Raw genomic sequence first — 15,780 nt, 5'->3', positions numbered from 1 at the left:
GCTCCATTTCCTGGCCTGCCTGCTCGCGCTGCTTCCCGCGACCGCGCAGGACGCCCTGCGCCCCGAGCCCTCCGCCGAGGTGGCCCGCCTACTCCGCTCCGCGGAAATGCCGGACGCCGGGGTGCTGGCGGAAGTGCTGCCCTTGACCGCCGACCCTACCGCGAAGAACGTGCTGCGGTCGCGGCTCCGCGCGCTCGATCCGTTTCCCGCGGCGGCCCTCATCCAGACGCTCGGAGACCGCGAGCTGGCCGTGCGCCTCGGCGCGCTCGAAATCCTCGAGGAGCAGGCGGGAGGGGATTTTTCGTTCAATCCCTGGCTGCCGCCGGGTGATCCCCGCAATGCCGGCGCTCTGGCCCGGTGGCAGCAGTGGGCGGCATCCGACCACGAGGCGGAGGCGGCCGGCCCGCTGCTCGGTGACGACCAGCGCCGCGGCTACCTGCGCGATCTGCTCTCGGACGACCGCGACAAGGCCGCCCGCGCGCGCCAGATGCTCGAGACGGACGGCCTCGGGTCGGTGGGATTCCTCGAGGAATTCCTGCAATCGTCCCCCGCCCTGCCGGAGGGCAGCCGGGCCAAAGTACGGCAGGCCCAGTACCAGATCGTTCTCGCCCGTGCCTTCGGCGGGCAGGCCCCGAACCTCGCCCGCAATCTGACCTTCGGAAACCGCGACCAGATCCTGTCCGCGCTGGGCTCGCTGCGTTCCGCGGGCCTCGCCGCGCTGCCCATCCTGCGCGATTACCTCCAGCACCCCGACTCGCTGGTCCGTGAATCGGCGATCGATGCCATGCTCGCCTCGGGTGGCTCCCACGCGGTGCCGCTGGTCGCCTCCGTGTTGACGAAGGAGCCGGATTCCAACGTCATCCACGGGGCGCTCCGTCAGCTCAAGGACGTGGCGGGCACCGAATCGCTTTCCCTCGCGGCGTCGTTTCTGGATCGCGACGACGAGGACCTTCTCGTTTCCGCCATCCAGACCTGCCTCGCGCTTTCGGGGGAAAGGAACCAGTCCTTCGGAGGCTCCTCGGTCGCGAACAAGACCGAAGGCAACAAGAAGGTCAACGAAGGCATCATCCGGCTGCTCGACCACCCGGCCTGGCGCGTCCGCACGGCCGCCGTGGAATTCATCTCCGCCCGGCGGCTCATGGATGCCCGGGAAAAGGTGGTCTCCCTGCTCGATGATCCGGATGAATTCGTCCGCTACCAGGCCATCAAGGCCGCCGGGGCCCTATCGGCCACCGAGGCCCTGCCGAAGCTGAAGGGAATGTTTCTGGCAGGGCCGGAAATGGTGGGCCCGGTGCTCGAAGGTTATGCCGCCTTCGGCCGCTCGCCGGACAGCGACATGCTGGCCGCGCTGGCGGACTATCCCGCCGAGGCCCGCCTGGCGGTCGTCCGCGCCGCGGAATCGAATGCCAAGCTGGTTGACAATGTTGTCCTGCTCGCCTCCGACCCCGACCTCGACGTCGCCTGCGCGGCCCTCCGTTTCCTCTCCAATGACGAAGACCTGGTAGGAAAACCCCGCGTCGCCACGGCATTGCTGACCGCCCTGCAGGACGGCTCGCCGGAGAAAAAGAGCGCGGTGATCGAACGCATCGACCTGCCCGCCATCGAGGTCAACGACCCCGCCCTCTCCGACCTTCTCGAGGAATACTCCCGGCCCGAGGGACCGACGCCGCTCGACCCGCTCTACGAGGCATTCCGATCCGCGCTGGACGGCGGAGAACCGGCGGACGCACCGGTCATCCCCGGTGCCTTGGGAGAAATCGCCGGGGAACTCCAGAAGGAGATCGATCACGACTCACCGCTGGCCTTTCGAGCCGCCCTCGCCCTGGGAGAAGCCGGTCACGCAGGCGGTCTCCAGGCGCTCCTGAGTCAATTGCCCGGACTGTCCACCGCCCAGAAGTCGGCAATCGCCGAAGACCTTTACAACCCCCGCAGCCGCGACGCCCTCTCCCTGCTGCGGCAACTGCTGAGGGAGCCGGTTTCCGAAATCCGCACGGCGGCCGCCCGCTCCGCCCTATCCAACAGCACCCTGACTCCTTTCACCGCCATGGTTCTGGAGGAACTGGAACGGGAGGGGTCGTCGCTGCAGCCCGGCGAAGTGTATTCCTACAGCTTCGAGCGGGTCGCCCGGAACTCAGGCACCTCGCGGGTGGTCGGTGCCTGGGCCGAACGCGTTCTCCGCTCCGACCACCCGCCGACTGGTCCGGCCGTGCTCGCGCTGATCGCCGCGCAGCGCGGGTCATCGGAACTCGTCCAGAAACTCGCCGTCGGATCCTCCGATCCATGGATCCGCCGCGCCGCCTTTCGACGGCTGGCGGAGATCTCTCCCCATTCCTTCACTTCGGCCCTGCCAGTGCTGCTCGACGACCCCTCGCCCTGGGTCCGGGCTGCCCTGCCGGAGGCCACCGGCACGATGCCCACCCGGTGGCAGCATCGTTTCGACGACACCCACGCCCTGCCGGACAATTCGTATGATTCCGTCCGCAGTCGCCGCCGTCTCCATGTCGAGGCCGAGGCGGCGCTGGTCCGGATGGCGAAGAGCGACCCTTCTCCCGAAAACCGCTTCGAGGCAGCCTTCGCGTTGCTGTCCCACGGCAAAGCCATCGACGCCGACGGCTTCGCCTCCCTTATCGCCCGCCAGCCCGCGGATGCGCGTGCCTCCTACCGGCTCGCCAGGTGGATGTCCGATCATGACTCAAGCCTTGGGGCCGGCCTCGCCCCCGTGGTCTCGTCGCTCGACACCACCGACCTGAGCCCCGAGTGGATCCAGAAAATCAGCGCCGCGGTCAACGCCGATGCCGGAGATGATGAGGGAGACTTCGCCAGCTTCTCAGGCCTCGTTTCCCGCGAGGAAAACGCCCGCACCGCCAGCCAGCAAACTCGAGCCGGCGAGGAGCAGGACCTCGCACCCGAGCGGACCTCGCTGCGACTCGTTTACTTCTTCAAGCCCGGCTGCAAGGAATGCGCCCAGGTTCACGATTATCTCGACGACCTGCGCAAGGAGTTTCCCCTGCTCCAAATCGACGAACACAACATCCTCGAAGCCCGGGGCACTTTGCTCAACCAAGCCTTGGGGGACCGCTTCGGGGTCCCTTCAGACCGCCAAAACATCGCTCCATCCGTCTTCGTTCAGACCGGCTTCCTGGTCGGGGCGGACATCCTGCCGCGAACGCTCGGCCCGCTGCTCTCCGCCACCATGGACGCACCGCAGGATGATGACTGGGCGGAAGTCGGCGAGACGGAAATGGACCTGGCCGACACCCGCATCCGGGAGCGCTTCGAATCCCTCACGCTCCCCATCGTCCTCGCCGCAGGACTGCTCGACGGCATCAACCCGTGCGCCTTCGCCACCATCATCTTCTTTCTCTCCTATCTCCAGGTCGCACGCCGCACCCCGCGGGAAATGCTGATCGTGGGGGCCTCGTTCATCGTGGCGGTTTTTCTCGCTTATCTCGCGGCCGGCCTCGCGCTCCACCGTTTCCTCGCCCTGATCACGGAGCACGTTTCCGGCATCCAGACCTGGCTCAACGCCGTCTTTGGTGGCTTGGCACTGCTGGCCGCCGTGCTGTCGCTGCGCGATGCCTGGCTGGCCCGGCGCGGCCGGGCGGCCGACATGACCCTGCAGTTGCCCGCGTTTCTCAAAACCCGCATTCGGAGCGTCATCCGCACCGGTGCCAAGGCCCGCCGCTTCGTGATCGCCGCCTTTGTCGCCGGCATCGTCATTTCCCTCCTCGAACTCGCCTGCACCGGCCAGGTTTACGCCCCCATCATCTATCAGATCCAGCAGGGCAGCGCCAACGCCTTCGGCTTGCTGATCCTCTACAACCTCGCCTTTATCCTGCCGCTGGTCGTCATCTTCCTCGCCGTCTGGGCGGGGCTGAAGAGCGAGGCCCTGATCCGCGTCCAGACGCGCTTCACCGCCACCGTCAAGGTCCTCCTGGCGCTGCTCTTCCTCGCGCTGGCCGCACTGATGTTCTTCGGCACCCACTGGATCGGGCACTGATCCGCGCTTGCTTCGGCGCGGGTTCCGGCTTGTCTCCGGTTCATGAAGTCTCCGCGCCGCGCCGCCGTCTCGATCCTCCGTGCCTGGGCCAAGGGCCACGCCTATGCGGAAAGCCTCATCGAACGCCACGCCTCGCGCAACGAACTGTCCGCGCCCGATCGCGCGCTGCTCAACGCCATCGTCCTCGGCGTGCTGCGCCACCGCCGGCTGCTCGACGAATGGATCGGCCATCTGCGGAAAGGGAAGCTCGACCACGAAACGCGCGACATCCTGCGGGTCGGGCTGTGCCAGCTGCTGATCCTCCAGCTCCCCGACCATGCCGCCGTTTTCGAAACGGTGAACCTCGGCAAGTCGCCCGTCCGCGGCCTGATCAACGCCGTGATGCGCAAGGCGACCGCCTCGAAAAAACAACTACTAGACCTCTCGGAGTTGCCCCCCACCATCGCCTGCTCGCATCCCGACTGGCTCTACAACCGCTGGAAAAAACAGTTCGGTCCCGAGGCCACCCTCGACCTGATGCTTTTCAACAACCAGCCCGCCCCGACCGTCGCCCGGGTCAATCCCCTTCTCCCATCCACCATCGCCCCTCCACCGTCCAGCATCGCCGATTTCGAAGAAATCAACGGCCCCATCCCCACCGACCTGCTCGCCAGCGGCGCGATCTACATCACCGATCCCGCCACCCGTCACTGCGTCGAGCTGATGGCTCCGCAGCCGGGCGAGCGCATCCTCGACGCCTGTGCGGCACCGGGCGGGAAAGCCTTTCTCATCGCCGCCGCCCAAGGCTCCGGCAGCGGGCTGACCTGCACCGACTCCAACGACAAGCGCCTTCCCCGCCTGCGGCAGAACCTCGAGCGGCTGCACATCGTGCCGGAAAGCATCGACTGCCACGACTGGACCCGGCCCGCACCGGAGAAGTGGCACGGCGCCTTCGATGCCATCCTGCTCGATGTTCCTTGCTCGAACACCGGAGTGCTCCGTCGCCGCGTTGATGTCCGCTGGCGTCTCCAGCCGCAGGACATCACCGAGCTGACGAAGATCCAGACCGCGATCCTCGAAACCGCCCTGCCCTGCCTCAAGCCCGGCGGACGGATCGTCTATTCCACCTGCTCGATCGAGCCGGAGGAAAACGAGGACCTCATCGCTGGCTTCCTTGTCCGGCATCCCGAGTTCGAACTCGTCGGGACCCGGCAAGCCCTGCCGCACCGCGATGGCACCGACGGTGCCTTCGCCGCCTTGCTGCGCCGCAAATAGTCAGCGCGGCACCAGCGGCTCGACCTCCGAGGCGGCGACCCAGCCGCGGGTGTCGGCACCTTCCACGCGGACCCAGAACCAGCCGTCCTTCTCCGCGCCGAGGATCACTTCGCGGCCGGCCGGCAGGCTGGCTTTTTCCTCGGCAGTCTCGAAAGGCGAAATCCGCACCGTGGCCGGCCGGGCCACCACGATGCCCTCGGTTTTCGTCCGCTGCCACGCTTGCAGCATCAGCCACGATCCGGCGGCGAGGACGGCCCCGCCCACGCCGACCGGAATCATCGTCCAGCGACCGGGCTTCCCACGCAGCAGCACCCAGCCGAGCGCCGCCGCCGGCAGCGCGATCATGCCCAGCAGGGCCAGCCACGACCCGGTCCGCGCCGCCATCCAGCCGCCCCACTTCTCCGCCCGGCTCTCAGGTGCCATCGGGAACACCGCCGCGCGATCCCTCACCCGCTTCACGTTCGCCTTCAGATCCGGATTTCGCGGGGCGAGCAGCAAGGCCCGCTCGAAGGCGAGGATCGCCCGGCCGTCATCGCCGAGCTGATGATACGCGCTGCCGAGGTTCTGCAGCACGCCCACGCTCGGCCCATCGCGATCGAGCAGCGACTCGTAGGCTGCCGCCGCTTCGCGGAAACGGCCGGCCCGGTAGTCGGCATTGGCCCGGTCGAAAACCTCGTCCGCCTTGGTGGTGGCGACCATCAACAGGAGCATCCAGATCCACTTCATGCCGCTTGCACCTCCCCGGTAAGCGATTTCATCCCGCGCTCCAGCATCGACAGCCACGACGGCAGGTCGTCCCTACCGGCCGCCTCGCCCGAGTAGTCGATCCGGTCCGCGAGGCGCCAAAGCTCGGTCACCTCGCGATCCACCCGGCCTTCGAGATCCGCCAGCGTCACCGCTTCGGGACGGATCCCCGCCACCTCGCCGACCCGCCGCGCCAGCGCTTCGCGTGCCGCCTCGAAAAAAGCGGCGGCATCCCCGGCCTTCGCCGCCTCATCGGCCCGGGCCAGAGCCCGCGCCTCAGCCAGGCGGGCCTCGCGACGGGCCTGGACCGATGGGTCATCGCGCCGCTGCCGCCAGCCGCCCCAGATCAGGATCGCCAGCGAGAGCGCTCCGCAGCCGGCCGCGGTCGGCACGAACCAAGCGGCTTCCGTGAGCGGCTCGAACGGCTTCACTTTTCCCGGATCGGTCCGGATCGGTGCCAGTTTCGGTTCCTCGGTCTTCGGCGCTTCGGCGATCTCGGGCGCTTCCTCCGGCTGCTCGTCCACCATCGGCGGGCCGGTGATTTCCACCGGCTCCGGCTCCGACTCCACCCGCCGGTATTCGCCCTGGTCGGGATCGAAATAACTGAAGCCGAGCTTCAAGTCGCGCTTCCCCGGAACCTTCGGCACGGCATTGAAGTCGAACTGCTTGGTGCCCCCGAACGACGCCGCATCGCCGGGCACGAACTCGTCGTGGCCGGCATAGGTTTTCCAGTCGTCCGCCGGCAGCGGTTCCGGTTTTTCGAGCAGCGCGAAGTTGCCCTTGCCGGCGATGCTGGCCTCGATCCGGACCGGCTCGCCGGTGCGCATCGCCTTCGGAATCGACACGTCCTTGAACTCGAAGCTGCCGATCGCTCCGGTGAAGTCGTCGGGCCGCCCGTCCACCGGCAGCTCCTTCACCTCGAGGGTCGGCGGGTCCGGCGTTTTCAGCTCCACATCCTTCTGCACCACCGGCGCGAACAAGTCGTCGAGCAGGGAGCCTCCCATGAAAGGATCAGGCATGCCGGAGGGACGCCGCCTCGCCGCGCGATCGCGCACCGCCACCGTCACGTCCCACACGATGCGCGCCGGATATTCGCCTGCCTTGGTCGCGGAGAGCCCCCCATACCAGGTGATCACGCTGTAGCGCTTGCCATCCATCACCTTGATCTCCTGCTTCGGTTCGTCGCTGAGATGATGGAGGGTGAAAGCCGAGCCCTCGGGGTGCGGATTTCCCCGCGGGGTGACCCTCGCGCCGAGCGGGAAATAGCCCTGGATCCGGACCGGGGCGATTTCGCCGGGGTAGACGTGTTTCCGGTCCGTCTTCACCATGCCGAAGGTCAGGAACCCGAAGTCCGCATCATCGGCGGATTGGCCGGCCTCCTCTTCGTCGTCCATTCCCTGGGGCGCGCCGCTGGCCGAAGGTCGCACGGTCAGCTTCAGGGGCTCGGTTTTCAGCACCTGCCCGCCGATCCTCACCGGGATCGAGGGAATGACGTAGTCGCCCGGCACATGCGAGCCGACCACATAACTGAACTGGATCGATCGACTCATCCGGCCGTTGATGATCTGCACGTTCTGAGACTGGCCCCGGGGATTGACGATCAGGTCCTTCACTTCGGGAACGCCCGGCATTTCATCGAGATGACTGCCCTCGACCTGCAAGGTCAGCATGGCGCCCTGACCGGCCTCGACCGTGTCGGTGGACAGCTCGGCGCTCACCCCGTCGGCGCGCAGCGCGCACCAGGCGAAGAGCAGCCATAGGGAAAGAATTCGTGCCATCACTCTACCAGGTTTTGCGGTTGCCGGTTCGGCCCTTCAGGCGTTCCCGGTTCTCTTCGGAGAGCGGCACCGGGATGACCACGCGTTCATCATTGCCCAGGCTCTGCAAAAGACGCACCGCCTCGTCGCGCGACATCTCGCCGGGCTTGCGGGCTGCCGCCGCGGCCTGCCCATCGCCCTGCTCACCCTTGCTTGCCTTGGCCTCGCCCATCTCGCCTTGGGGTTCGCCGGCCTCCTTCGGTTTCTGCTCCTCCTGTCCCTTCAGCCGGTCGTCGGGATTCCCGCCCTCTTCCGCGGACTTTCCTTCCTGTCCGGGCGTTTGCTTCTGCTTGTCCCCGGATTCCTGCGACGAGTCTTCTCCCTGCTGCTGATCCGATTTCTGCTCATCGGATTCGGAGTCCTTTCCTCCGCCGGATTTCTGCTCGTCCTGCTGACCGTCCTGCTTTTGCTGGTCCTGTTGATCGTCCTGCTTTTGCTGGTCCTGTTGATCGTCTTGTTTTTGCTGATCCTGCTGATCTTGCGGTTGCTTCTGCTGCTGTTGTTGTTTCAGCTCCTCCAGCTTCCGTTGCACGAAGTCGCGATTGAATTTCGCATCTTCGTCCTGCGGGTTCAGGGAAAGCGAGTCATCGAAAGCCTTCACCGACTTCTCCCATTGTTCGATCTTCTTGTCGGCCTCGCTCTCCGCCTGGCCCATCCGGTAATGCGAATTACCAAGGTTGTAGTAGGCCTTTTCCTGAAGCTCCAGGTCGGAGGTCTCCAGCGAACTTTTCAGCTTCTCCGCCGCCGACTCGAACTCGCCGCTGGCGTAGTCGTTGGTGCCGTCATTGTAGTTCGTCACCGCCTCGGCGCCGAAAAGCCGGGAACCCGCCAAGAACACCAGCACCCCCGTCGCAGCCGGCCTCACCCGTCGCGCCACCGAGGCCAGGGAAGCCCGTTTTCCTTCAAACCGCCGCTCGCCCATCACCGCCTGCAGCATCAGCAACCCCAGCGCAATTCCCAGCGGCCACTGGAAGCGTTCCAGCGGCACCTTCTCCAGCTTCTGCGCCAGCTCGCTCTTCGGCACCAGCGCCAGGCGCTGCTGATAGATCGCATCCAGCCCCTCCGCTCCGCGACCCAGCGGGACGTAGAGCCCGCCGGTCGCGCTGGCGATTTCCTCAAGAGTCTTGGCATCGAGCTTGGTCCTGACCACTTCACCCGCTTCATCGCGGAGCAGCTCGGTGTTTCCAAATCGATCCCGCACCGGAATCGTCTGCCCGTCCGCCGCGCCCACGCCCACCGTGTAGATCGTCGTCCCGCTCTCCGCCGCCTTCTTCGCCGCGTCGAGTGCCTCGCCTTCGAGGTCTTCGCCATCGGTGATCAGGACCAGCAGCCGGTGGTTGTTTTCCTCGGCGTCGAACAAGCGCTCGGCTTCGCGGATCGCGCTCGCGAGGTCGGTGCCCTGCTGCGGGATCAGGTCGGTGTTGAGCGAGTTGAGGGATTCCCGGAAGGCATCGTAATCGAGCGTCAGCGGACACAGCGCGAAGGCCGTGCCGGCGAAGGGCACCAGCCCGACGCGGTCGCCCTGGAGCTGGTCGAGAAAATCCAGAATGCCCAGCCGCGCCCGCTCGAGCCGGTTCGGCGTCAGGTCCTCGGCCAGCATGCTGCGCGAGGTATCGACGGCGAACAGGATGTCGATCCCCCGCCGTTTCACCTCCCGCCACTCGTAGCCGAGCTGCGGTCGTGCGGCCGCCGCGGCGAGCAGCATCACCGCCGCCAGCCACAGCCCGCGCCGCGTCCAGCGCAGCGCCGGCGACCATCCCGCCACGAGCCGGTCGTGGAAACGCGGGTGCGCCAGCTTGTCGAGGTCCGCCCGGCGTCGGCGATCGGCTTTCAGAAATCCCAGCACGCTCAACACCCCCAGCACCGCGCCGACGGCGAGCCAGAGGGGATGCGCGAAATGGAGCATGGGGTCGTTCATGGCAGGTGGCGGTAGCGGGTTTCCGAGAGCAGCCGCTCGATCAACAGAAGTCCCAGCCCGGGCAGCATGGCGAAGAGGAACAACTCCTCGTAGTCCTCATACTTTTTCACCGTGCGCTTGGTTTTCTCAAGCTGGTTGATCGAGTCGTAGATCTCCGCCAGCGAGTTGGTATCGGTCGCGCGGAAATATCGGCCGCCGGTCTGCTGGGCGATCTGCCGCAGCGATTCTTCATCGATCTCCACGTCCATCATCGCATAGCGCTTGCGACCGAAGGCATCGCGCACCGGCATCGGCGCCTGGCCCTCGATGCCCGCGCCGATCGTGTAAATCTTGATCCCGAGGGTCTTCGCCGCCTCCGCCGCCGTGACCGGGTTCGCCGCTCCCGCATTGTTCACGCCATCGGTCAGCAGGATCACGATCCGCGACTTCGCCTCCGAGTCGCGCAGGTGGTTCACCGAGGAAGCGATCGCCGAACCGATCGCCGTGCCGTCCTCGACCCGACCGATCTGCACCTCGTCGAGCCGTTTTTTCAACCAGTCGTGATCGAGCGTCAGCGGGCTCACGAGATACGGTCGACCCGCAAAGGCCACCATCCCGATGCGATCGCCCGGCCGCTCACCGACGAACTTCTCGACCACGTTTTTCACCACCTCCAGCCGGTTGACCTGCTGGCCGTCGAGCTTGAAATCCATCGCCTCCATCGAGCCGGAAACGTCGATCGCCAGCACGATGTCGATGCCGCTGGTCTCGATCTCCGTCCGCCCGCGACCCAGCTGGGGCCTGGCGAGCGCCACGATCAGCAAGGCCAGCCCGAGCAGCATCAGCGCCCGCAAAAACCCGCCCACTTTCGAGCGCGGCCGGCCGCCGACGTGGCGCGCGTCCGAGACCGAGGGCAGCCGCAACGCCACCGCCCGCCCGGCACGTCCGCGCAGAATCGCGATCACCGGCAGCGCGAGCAGCAGCCACAACCATCCTGGATTCGCGAACTGGAAGGCGGTCCCGCTCATGCGGCGTCCTCCTTCCTCACCGGGGTGTTGATGAAACCCCGGGCCTTCACCAGCAGGTCATCGCGCTGCAGCTCGTCGAGCTCCTCAGCCGCGAATTTCGCCATGTCGCAAGAGCGCAGAAAGCCCCGCAGCGAGTCGATCCGATCCTCCAGCCCGTGGCTTCCGCGGGTCACCTCGTGCAGGAACTCCTCGGTCGTCCGCTTCGGAGCCGCCACGCCGAAGCGCTGCTCGATGAAGCGCCGCAGCACCCCGCTCGCCGCTTCCGCGAAATCGCCTGCCGCCATGCCGCGGCCGTCGTTTCTCAGGACGTCGAGCTCCTTGCGGGCCCGCTGCTCGGGCGTCAGCACCTCCACCGACTTCCGTCGGAGCAGCCACACCAGCACCACGATCACCGCCACCGCCAGCAAGGCGATCAGGCCGTAGGTCATCCACGGCGTCGCCTGCGGCGGTTCGGGGATCTCGATCAGCGGCTTCGGCCCGCGGATGTCCTCCGTTTCCTGCGCCAACAGCGCGCCGGACGCCACGACGAGTAGCGCCGTATGTCGCAGCACTGCCTTCATCACGCCCGACTCCGCCGCTGGCGGAAAAAGTTCATCAACTGCGGCAGCCACTCGCCCCCGGCCGCAACTTCCAGGTGATCCACTCCGCTGCCACGGATCGCCGACTTCATTTCCTGCCGGCGTTTCACCGACCGCTCGCGATACGCCTCGCGGACCTTCGCCTTGCTGGTATCCAGCTCGACGACTTCGCCCGTTTCCGCGTCCTCGATCCGCAACACGCCCACGTCCGGCAGCTCCTCCTCGCGCGGATCGCTCACCGACATGGCGATCACATCGTGGTGCCGGCCCGTCACCGCCAGCTTGCCGCGCAGCTCCTGCGGCGTGTGATTTCCGGTCAGCCGGAAGTCGGAGATGAGGAACACGATCGCCTTGCGCCGCAGCACCTGGTTCACGAAATCGAGCGCACCGTTGAGGTTCGTCCCCCGCCCCGCGGGCTGGAAAAACAAGGCCTCGCGGATGACCCGCAGGATGTTCGACCGGCCCTTGACCGGTGGGATGTAGAGCTCGACTTCGTCGGAAAAAAGCACCAGCCCGACCTTGTCGCGGTTGCGGATGGCGGAGGCGGCGAGCACGCCCGCGATCTCCGTCTGCAGCTCACGCTTGCTCGCCTCGCCCGAGCCGAAGTCCGACGACGCGCTGACATCGATCATCAGCAAAATCGTAAGCTCGCGCTCCTCGGTGAACATCTTCACGAAAGGATCGCCGGTCCGCGCCGTGACGTTCCAATCGATCACCCGCACGTCGTCCCCGGGCACGTAGTTGCGCACCCGGTCGAAGTCCATGCCGCGCCCCTTGAACACGCTGGCGTAGCTGCCGGAGAGGTGGTCATCGACCAACCGGCTGGTGCGGATGTCCATCCGCCGCACCCGGGCCATGATCTCCGACACCCGCGCCTCGTTCTCCTCCTCCAGCCGCCGCTCTTTTTTCGTTTTCGCCATCAGGCCAATCGTCAATCGACAATCTTCAATCGAAAATCTCCTCAGGGCACCGGCATTTCGTCCAGGATCTGGCGGATGAAATGCTCGGCATCGAGCCCCTCCGCCTCGGCCTCGTAGGACACCACCACCCGGTGCCGCAGCACGTCGGGGGCGATCGATTTCACGTCGTGCGGCGTGACGTACGACCGGCCGTCGAGGAAAGCGCGCGCCTTGCCGAGCAGGGTCATCGCGATCGAGGCCCGCGGCGACGCACCGACCCGCAGATACGGCCCGATCTTCAGGCCGAAATCGTCCGGCTTCCGCGTCGCGTGGACCAGGCTGACGATGTAGCGCTTCACCTTCTCGTCGAGGTAAACGCGGTTCACCACCTGCTGCGCGTGGCGGATCGTGTCGAGCGTGACCACCGGCGCCGGCACCGGCATTTCCTGGGTGCTGGCGGCGACGTCGATGACCGCCATTTCCTCCTCCATCGTCGGGTAATCGACGAGCACCTTCATGATGAAGCGGTCGAGCTGCGCCTCGGGGAGCGGATAGGTCCCCTCCTGTTCGAGCGGGTTCTGCGTCGCGAGGACGAAGAACGGCTCGGCCAGCTTGAAGCTCTGCTCGCCGATCGTGACCTGCTTTTCCTGCATCGCCTCGAGCAGCGCGCTCTGGACCTTGGCGGGTGCGCGGTTGATCTCATCGGCGAGGATGAAGTTGGCGAACACCGGCCCGTGTTTCACCTCGAAGCGCGCCGCCCGCGGGTCGAAGACCTGGGTGCCGACGATGTCGGCCGGCAGCATGTCCGGCGTGAACTGGATGCGGTGAAAGTCCGCGTTCACCAGCTGCGCCAGCGTTTTCAGGGCGAGCGTCTTGGCCAGGCCCGGCACGCCTTCGAGCAGCACGTGGCCGCGGACCAGCAGCACGGCGATCAGGCGGTCCACCAGGTCCTGCTGGCCGATCAGGAAGCGCCCGATCTCGGCCCGCAGCGGGTGGACCCACTGCGAAGCCTGCTTGATTTCCTCATCGCTCACCCGGTGGGGAGCGGTAGTCGTCGGTTCGGTTTCCAAACTCATCAATCGTCGCGTTCGTTTCTCGCACAGGGAGCGTCCTGCACGGGCGCACCTTGCCTAAGAAACTTTTCCACGCAACGAGATGCTCAGGAAAGCGCCTCGACCGCCTTCTCCAGGCTTTCGAGGTCCTCGATGCTGACCACGGTCACGTCCTTGGCGATCTTGCCGACCAGGCCGGCCAACACCTTGCCGGGGCCGAGCTCGATGAAGGTCGTGTGGCCGTCGGCGACGAGCTGCTGGATCGATTCCGTCCAGCGCACCGAGCCGGTGACCTGCTTCTCCAGCATATCGCGGATCTCCGCCGGCTCGCGGACCGCCTTGGCGGCGAAATTGCACACCACGGGGATGCGCGGGGATTGCATGGAAACTGCGGCCAGTTCGGTGGCCAGCTTGTCCTGGGCCGACTTCATCAGTCGGCTGTGGTAGGCCCCGGCGACCTTCAGTTTCACCGCCTTGCGGATGCCCTTGTCCTTGGCTGCAGCCACCGCGGCATCGACGCCGGCCTCGTCGCCGGAGACGACCGTCTGGCCGGGGCAGTTGAAATTGGCCACATCGACGTCGTTGGCCGCCGCCAGGTCGGCCACCGCCTCATCGGAGCCGCCGATCATCGCCGCCATCGCGCCCTGGGTCGCCTCGCAGGCCTCTTCCATGAAGCCGCCGCGCTGGGCGACGATCCGCAGTCCGTCCTCGAAGGAAAAAGTGCCCGCCGCGGTGTGGGCGGTGAACTCGCCGAGCGACAGCCCCGCGGCGGCGACCGGATTGAGATTCGGAAGGCGCTCCTTGAGCAGGTCGAGCGCGACCAGTCCGTGCAGGTAAAGCGCCGGCTGGCAGCGCGAGGTGCGGGTCAGCTCCTCATCGGGGCCCTCGAACATCACCTTCGAGAGCGGGAAACCCAGCGCCTCATCGGCCGCCGCGAACTTCGCGCGGGCGGCTTCGGAAGCCTCGTGGAAATCCTTTCCCATGCCCACCTTCTGGGCACCCTGACCGGAGAACAGCAAAACGACGTCGCTCATGGTCCGGCCGTCCTACACACAGCCCCGACCCGCGATCAAGACCGGGCCGCGATCAATTCGTGTCACCGGAACGCCGCCAGATACCACTCGCCGACCTTCCAGCCGCCGAAAAACCAGATCAGCGCGCCCAGGATCAGGTAGGGCCCGAAGGGCAGCCGCGTGCCGAACCCGATCCGCCCCAGCAGCGCGCCCACGATGGCCAGCAACGAGCCGGCCATCAGCGAGAAGAACACCGCGAAGGGCCCGAGGAAGGCACCGATGACCCCCATCAGATGGACGTCGCCCATGCCCATCGCCTCGCGCGGGATCACCGCCCGCTTCGCCGTGCCTTCGAGCGATTTGAGGTTTTCGATCGCGATCTCACGGCCATCCGGCAGCTTCACGCCGGCCCCGTGGATCACCACCTGGCCGGCCTCCGTTTCCTCGCCATCGACCACCAGCGTGTCGGCATCGATGACCAGCCGGTCGGACTTGCGGAAAAAAATGTCCCACCACGGCAGGGTTTCCTCGCCCATGTGGAAGAGGATCGGATCCTCGTCGGTCTCCGGATCCTCCAGCCGCCACGCCACGGGCTGCTCGTGTTTCCACTCGACCTTGCCGAAGGCCATTTTCCCGAGCAGCACCACGGCCCACAGGCCGAAAAAACCGAGCACCCAGCCGAGCGCGGAAAACTTGAGCCCGCCGAGCCAGTCCGGCGCGACGATCTGCCAGCCGGCGAGGTCGGTCAGCTGCGGCTGCAGCACCGCCGCCAGCACCGCGGCCACCGTGCCGGAGATCGACAACTCCAGCGGGATGATCATGTGCTCGGCATCGATGAAGGTGATCGACACCATCACCGCGATCAGGAACCACACCGGCAGGATCGCCAGGTCGGCCACCACGAACTGACCCGCCGGCACCCGCGACATCATCACCGCCCAGGCCGCGGTGAAAAGCAGGCCCGTGAGCAGCTCGACGAGGAAATACCGGATCGAGATCCGCCCACCGCAGTCGGCGCATTTTCCCCGCAGCACCAGCCAGCTGACCAGCGGCAGGTTGCGGCGCATCGGGATCGGCGACTTGCAGCCGGGGCAGAACGAACGCTTCGGGTCATTGACCGAAAGCCCGATCGGCAGGCGGTAGATCACCACGTTCAGGAACGAGCCGACGCAGATGCCGACCAGGAAGGCAGCCACCAGCCAGGCGGGATGATCGAGCGGAGGGTAGATCACGGCGGCGACTGAATCGCATCGCCGGCCCTTCGGAAATCCGAAACTTCGCGGCTGGCCGTGGGACTCCTTCCATCAAGCGGAGGGAGGGATGTCCACGGACGCCACAAGGGGAAAACTTCTGGCGCCCGTGGGCCCCTGGGGGGCTGTGCATTTCCCTTACGCCGAGGAGCCTTTCACATCCGTTAGGGGCGCTCCATCACGCGATCACGGACATGTCACAGCCTGCGCTGCCCGCCTTTCCCCGGAAAAACAACGCGGGCGCCGAG

The 15,780-nt window shown here is 66.5% G+C and carries 11 protein-coding genes; 2 read left to right on the top strand and 9 right to left on the bottom strand.

Annotation, left to right across the window (positions count from 1 at the left end):
• The first annotated feature begins 79 nt into the window (after nt 1-79).
• Nucleotides 80-4,000, top strand: coding sequence for a HEAT repeat domain-containing protein (locus ABXH26_RS01430; protein ID WP_353565240.1), 3,921 nt, complete (start codon nt 80-82; stop codon nt 3,998-4,000).
• 42 nt (nt 4,001-4,042) lie between these two features.
• Nucleotides 4,043-5,254: a transcription antitermination factor NusB gene (locus ABXH26_RS01425; RefSeq protein ID WP_353565239.1), complete on the top strand. Its 1,212-nt coding sequence runs from the start codon at nt 4,043-4,045 to the stop codon at nt 5,252-5,254.
• Here the strand turns inward: ABXH26_RS01425 and ABXH26_RS01420 are convergent, their stop codons facing one another.
• The 9 genes from ABXH26_RS01420 to ABXH26_RS01380 all read right to left on the bottom strand — a co-directional run bounded on the left by ABXH26_RS01420 (nt 5,255) and on the right by ABXH26_RS01380 (nt 15,514).
• Nucleotides 5,255-5,980 carry a tetratricopeptide repeat protein gene (locus ABXH26_RS01420; protein WP_353565238.1) on the bottom strand — a complete coding sequence of 242 codons (726 nt, stop codon included), beginning with the start codon at nt 5,978-5,980 and terminating at the stop codon, nt 5,255-5,257. It abuts the gene before it with no gap.
• Nucleotides 5,977-7,776 carry a BatD family protein gene (locus tag ABXH26_RS01415; protein ID WP_353565237.1) on the bottom strand — a complete coding sequence of 600 codons (1,800 nt, stop codon included), beginning with the start codon at nt 7,774-7,776 and terminating at the stop codon, nt 5,977-5,979. The genes ABXH26_RS01420 and ABXH26_RS01415 overlap by 4 nt, the downstream gene beginning before the upstream one ends.
• Nucleotides 7,777-7,780: 4 nt before the next feature.
• Complete coding sequence (locus ABXH26_RS01410; RefSeq protein ID WP_353565236.1) at nt 7,781-9,733, bottom strand: VWA domain-containing protein; 1,953 nt, start codon at nt 9,731-9,733, stop codon at nt 7,781-7,783.
• Nucleotides 9,730-10,740: a vWA domain-containing protein gene (locus ABXH26_RS01405; protein WP_353565235.1), complete on the bottom strand. Its 1,011-nt coding sequence runs from the start codon at nt 10,738-10,740 to the stop codon at nt 9,730-9,732. Before ABXH26_RS01405 ends, ABXH26_RS01410 begins: the two co-directional genes overlap by 4 nt.
• Entirely contained in the window at nt 10,737-11,300 is a 564-nt protein-coding gene (locus tag ABXH26_RS01400) for a DUF4381 family protein (protein ID WP_353565234.1), read from the bottom strand. Before ABXH26_RS01400 ends, ABXH26_RS01405 begins: the two co-directional genes overlap by 4 nt.
• Entirely contained in the window at nt 11,300-12,238 is a 939-nt protein-coding gene (locus ABXH26_RS01395) for a DUF58 domain-containing protein (RefSeq protein ID WP_353565233.1), read from the bottom strand. Before ABXH26_RS01395 ends, ABXH26_RS01400 begins: the two co-directional genes overlap by 1 nt.
• A gap of 41 nt (nt 12,239-12,279) precedes the next feature.
• On the bottom strand, nt 12,280-13,293 hold the full coding sequence (locus tag ABXH26_RS01390) for an AAA family ATPase (RefSeq protein WP_353565232.1): 1,014 nt from the start codon (nt 13,291-13,293) through the stop codon (nt 12,280-12,282).
• Nucleotides 13,294-13,376: 83 nt separating this feature from the next.
• Nucleotides 13,377-14,303: an ACP S-malonyltransferase gene (fabD, locus tag ABXH26_RS01385; protein WP_353565231.1), complete on the bottom strand. Its 927-nt coding sequence runs from the start codon at nt 14,301-14,303 to the stop codon at nt 13,377-13,379.
• 62 nt (nt 14,304-14,365) lie between these two features.
• Nucleotides 14,366-15,514, bottom strand: a complete 1,149-nt coding sequence (locus tag ABXH26_RS01380) for a prepilin peptidase (RefSeq protein ID WP_353565230.1) — start codon at nt 15,512-15,514, stop codon at nt 14,366-14,368.
• Nucleotides 15,515-15,780 lie beyond the last annotated feature (266 nt).

Origin of the sequence: Haloferula sargassicola (assembly GCF_040362925.1) — a bacterium.
Lineage (GTDB): Bacteria > Verrucomicrobiota > Verrucomicrobiia > Verrucomicrobiales > Akkermansiaceae > Haloferula > Haloferula sargassicola.
The sequence above is the reverse complement of the archived record's forward strand: the minus strand, read 5'-3'. Positions and strand labels throughout refer to the sequence as shown.

Coding starts and splice junctions, on each gene's coding strand:
- ABXH26_RS01425 (WP_353565239.1), top strand. CDS start 4,043: ATGAAGTCTCCGCGCCGCGCCGCCGTCTCGATCCTCCGTGCCTGGGCC.
- ABXH26_RS01420 (WP_353565238.1), bottom strand. CDS start 5,980: ATGAAGTGGATCTGGATGCTCCTGTTGATGGTCGCCACCACCAAGGCG.
- ABXH26_RS01415 (WP_353565237.1), bottom strand. CDS start 7,776: ATGGCACGAATTCTTTCCCTATGGCTGCTCTTCGCCTGGTGCGCGCTG.
- ABXH26_RS01410 (WP_353565236.1), bottom strand. CDS start 9,733: ATGAACGACCCCATGCTCCATTTCGCGCATCCCCTCTGGCTCGCCGTC.
- ABXH26_RS01405 (WP_353565235.1), bottom strand. CDS start 10,740: ATGAGCGGGACCGCCTTCCAGTTCGCGAATCCAGGATGGTTGTGGCTG.
- ABXH26_RS01400 (WP_353565234.1), bottom strand. CDS start 11,300: ATGAAGGCAGTGCTGCGACATACGGCGCTACTCGTCGTGGCGTCCGGC.
- ABXH26_RS01395 (WP_353565233.1), bottom strand. CDS start 12,238: ATGGCGAAAACGAAAAAAGAGCGGCGGCTGGAGGAGGAGAACGAGGCG.
- ABXH26_RS01390 (WP_353565232.1), bottom strand. CDS start 13,293: ATGAGTTTGGAAACCGAACCGACGACTACCGCTCCCCACCGGGTGAGC.
- fabD (WP_353565231.1), bottom strand. CDS start 14,303: ATGAGCGACGTCGTTTTGCTGTTCTCCGGTCAGGGTGCCCAGAAGGTG.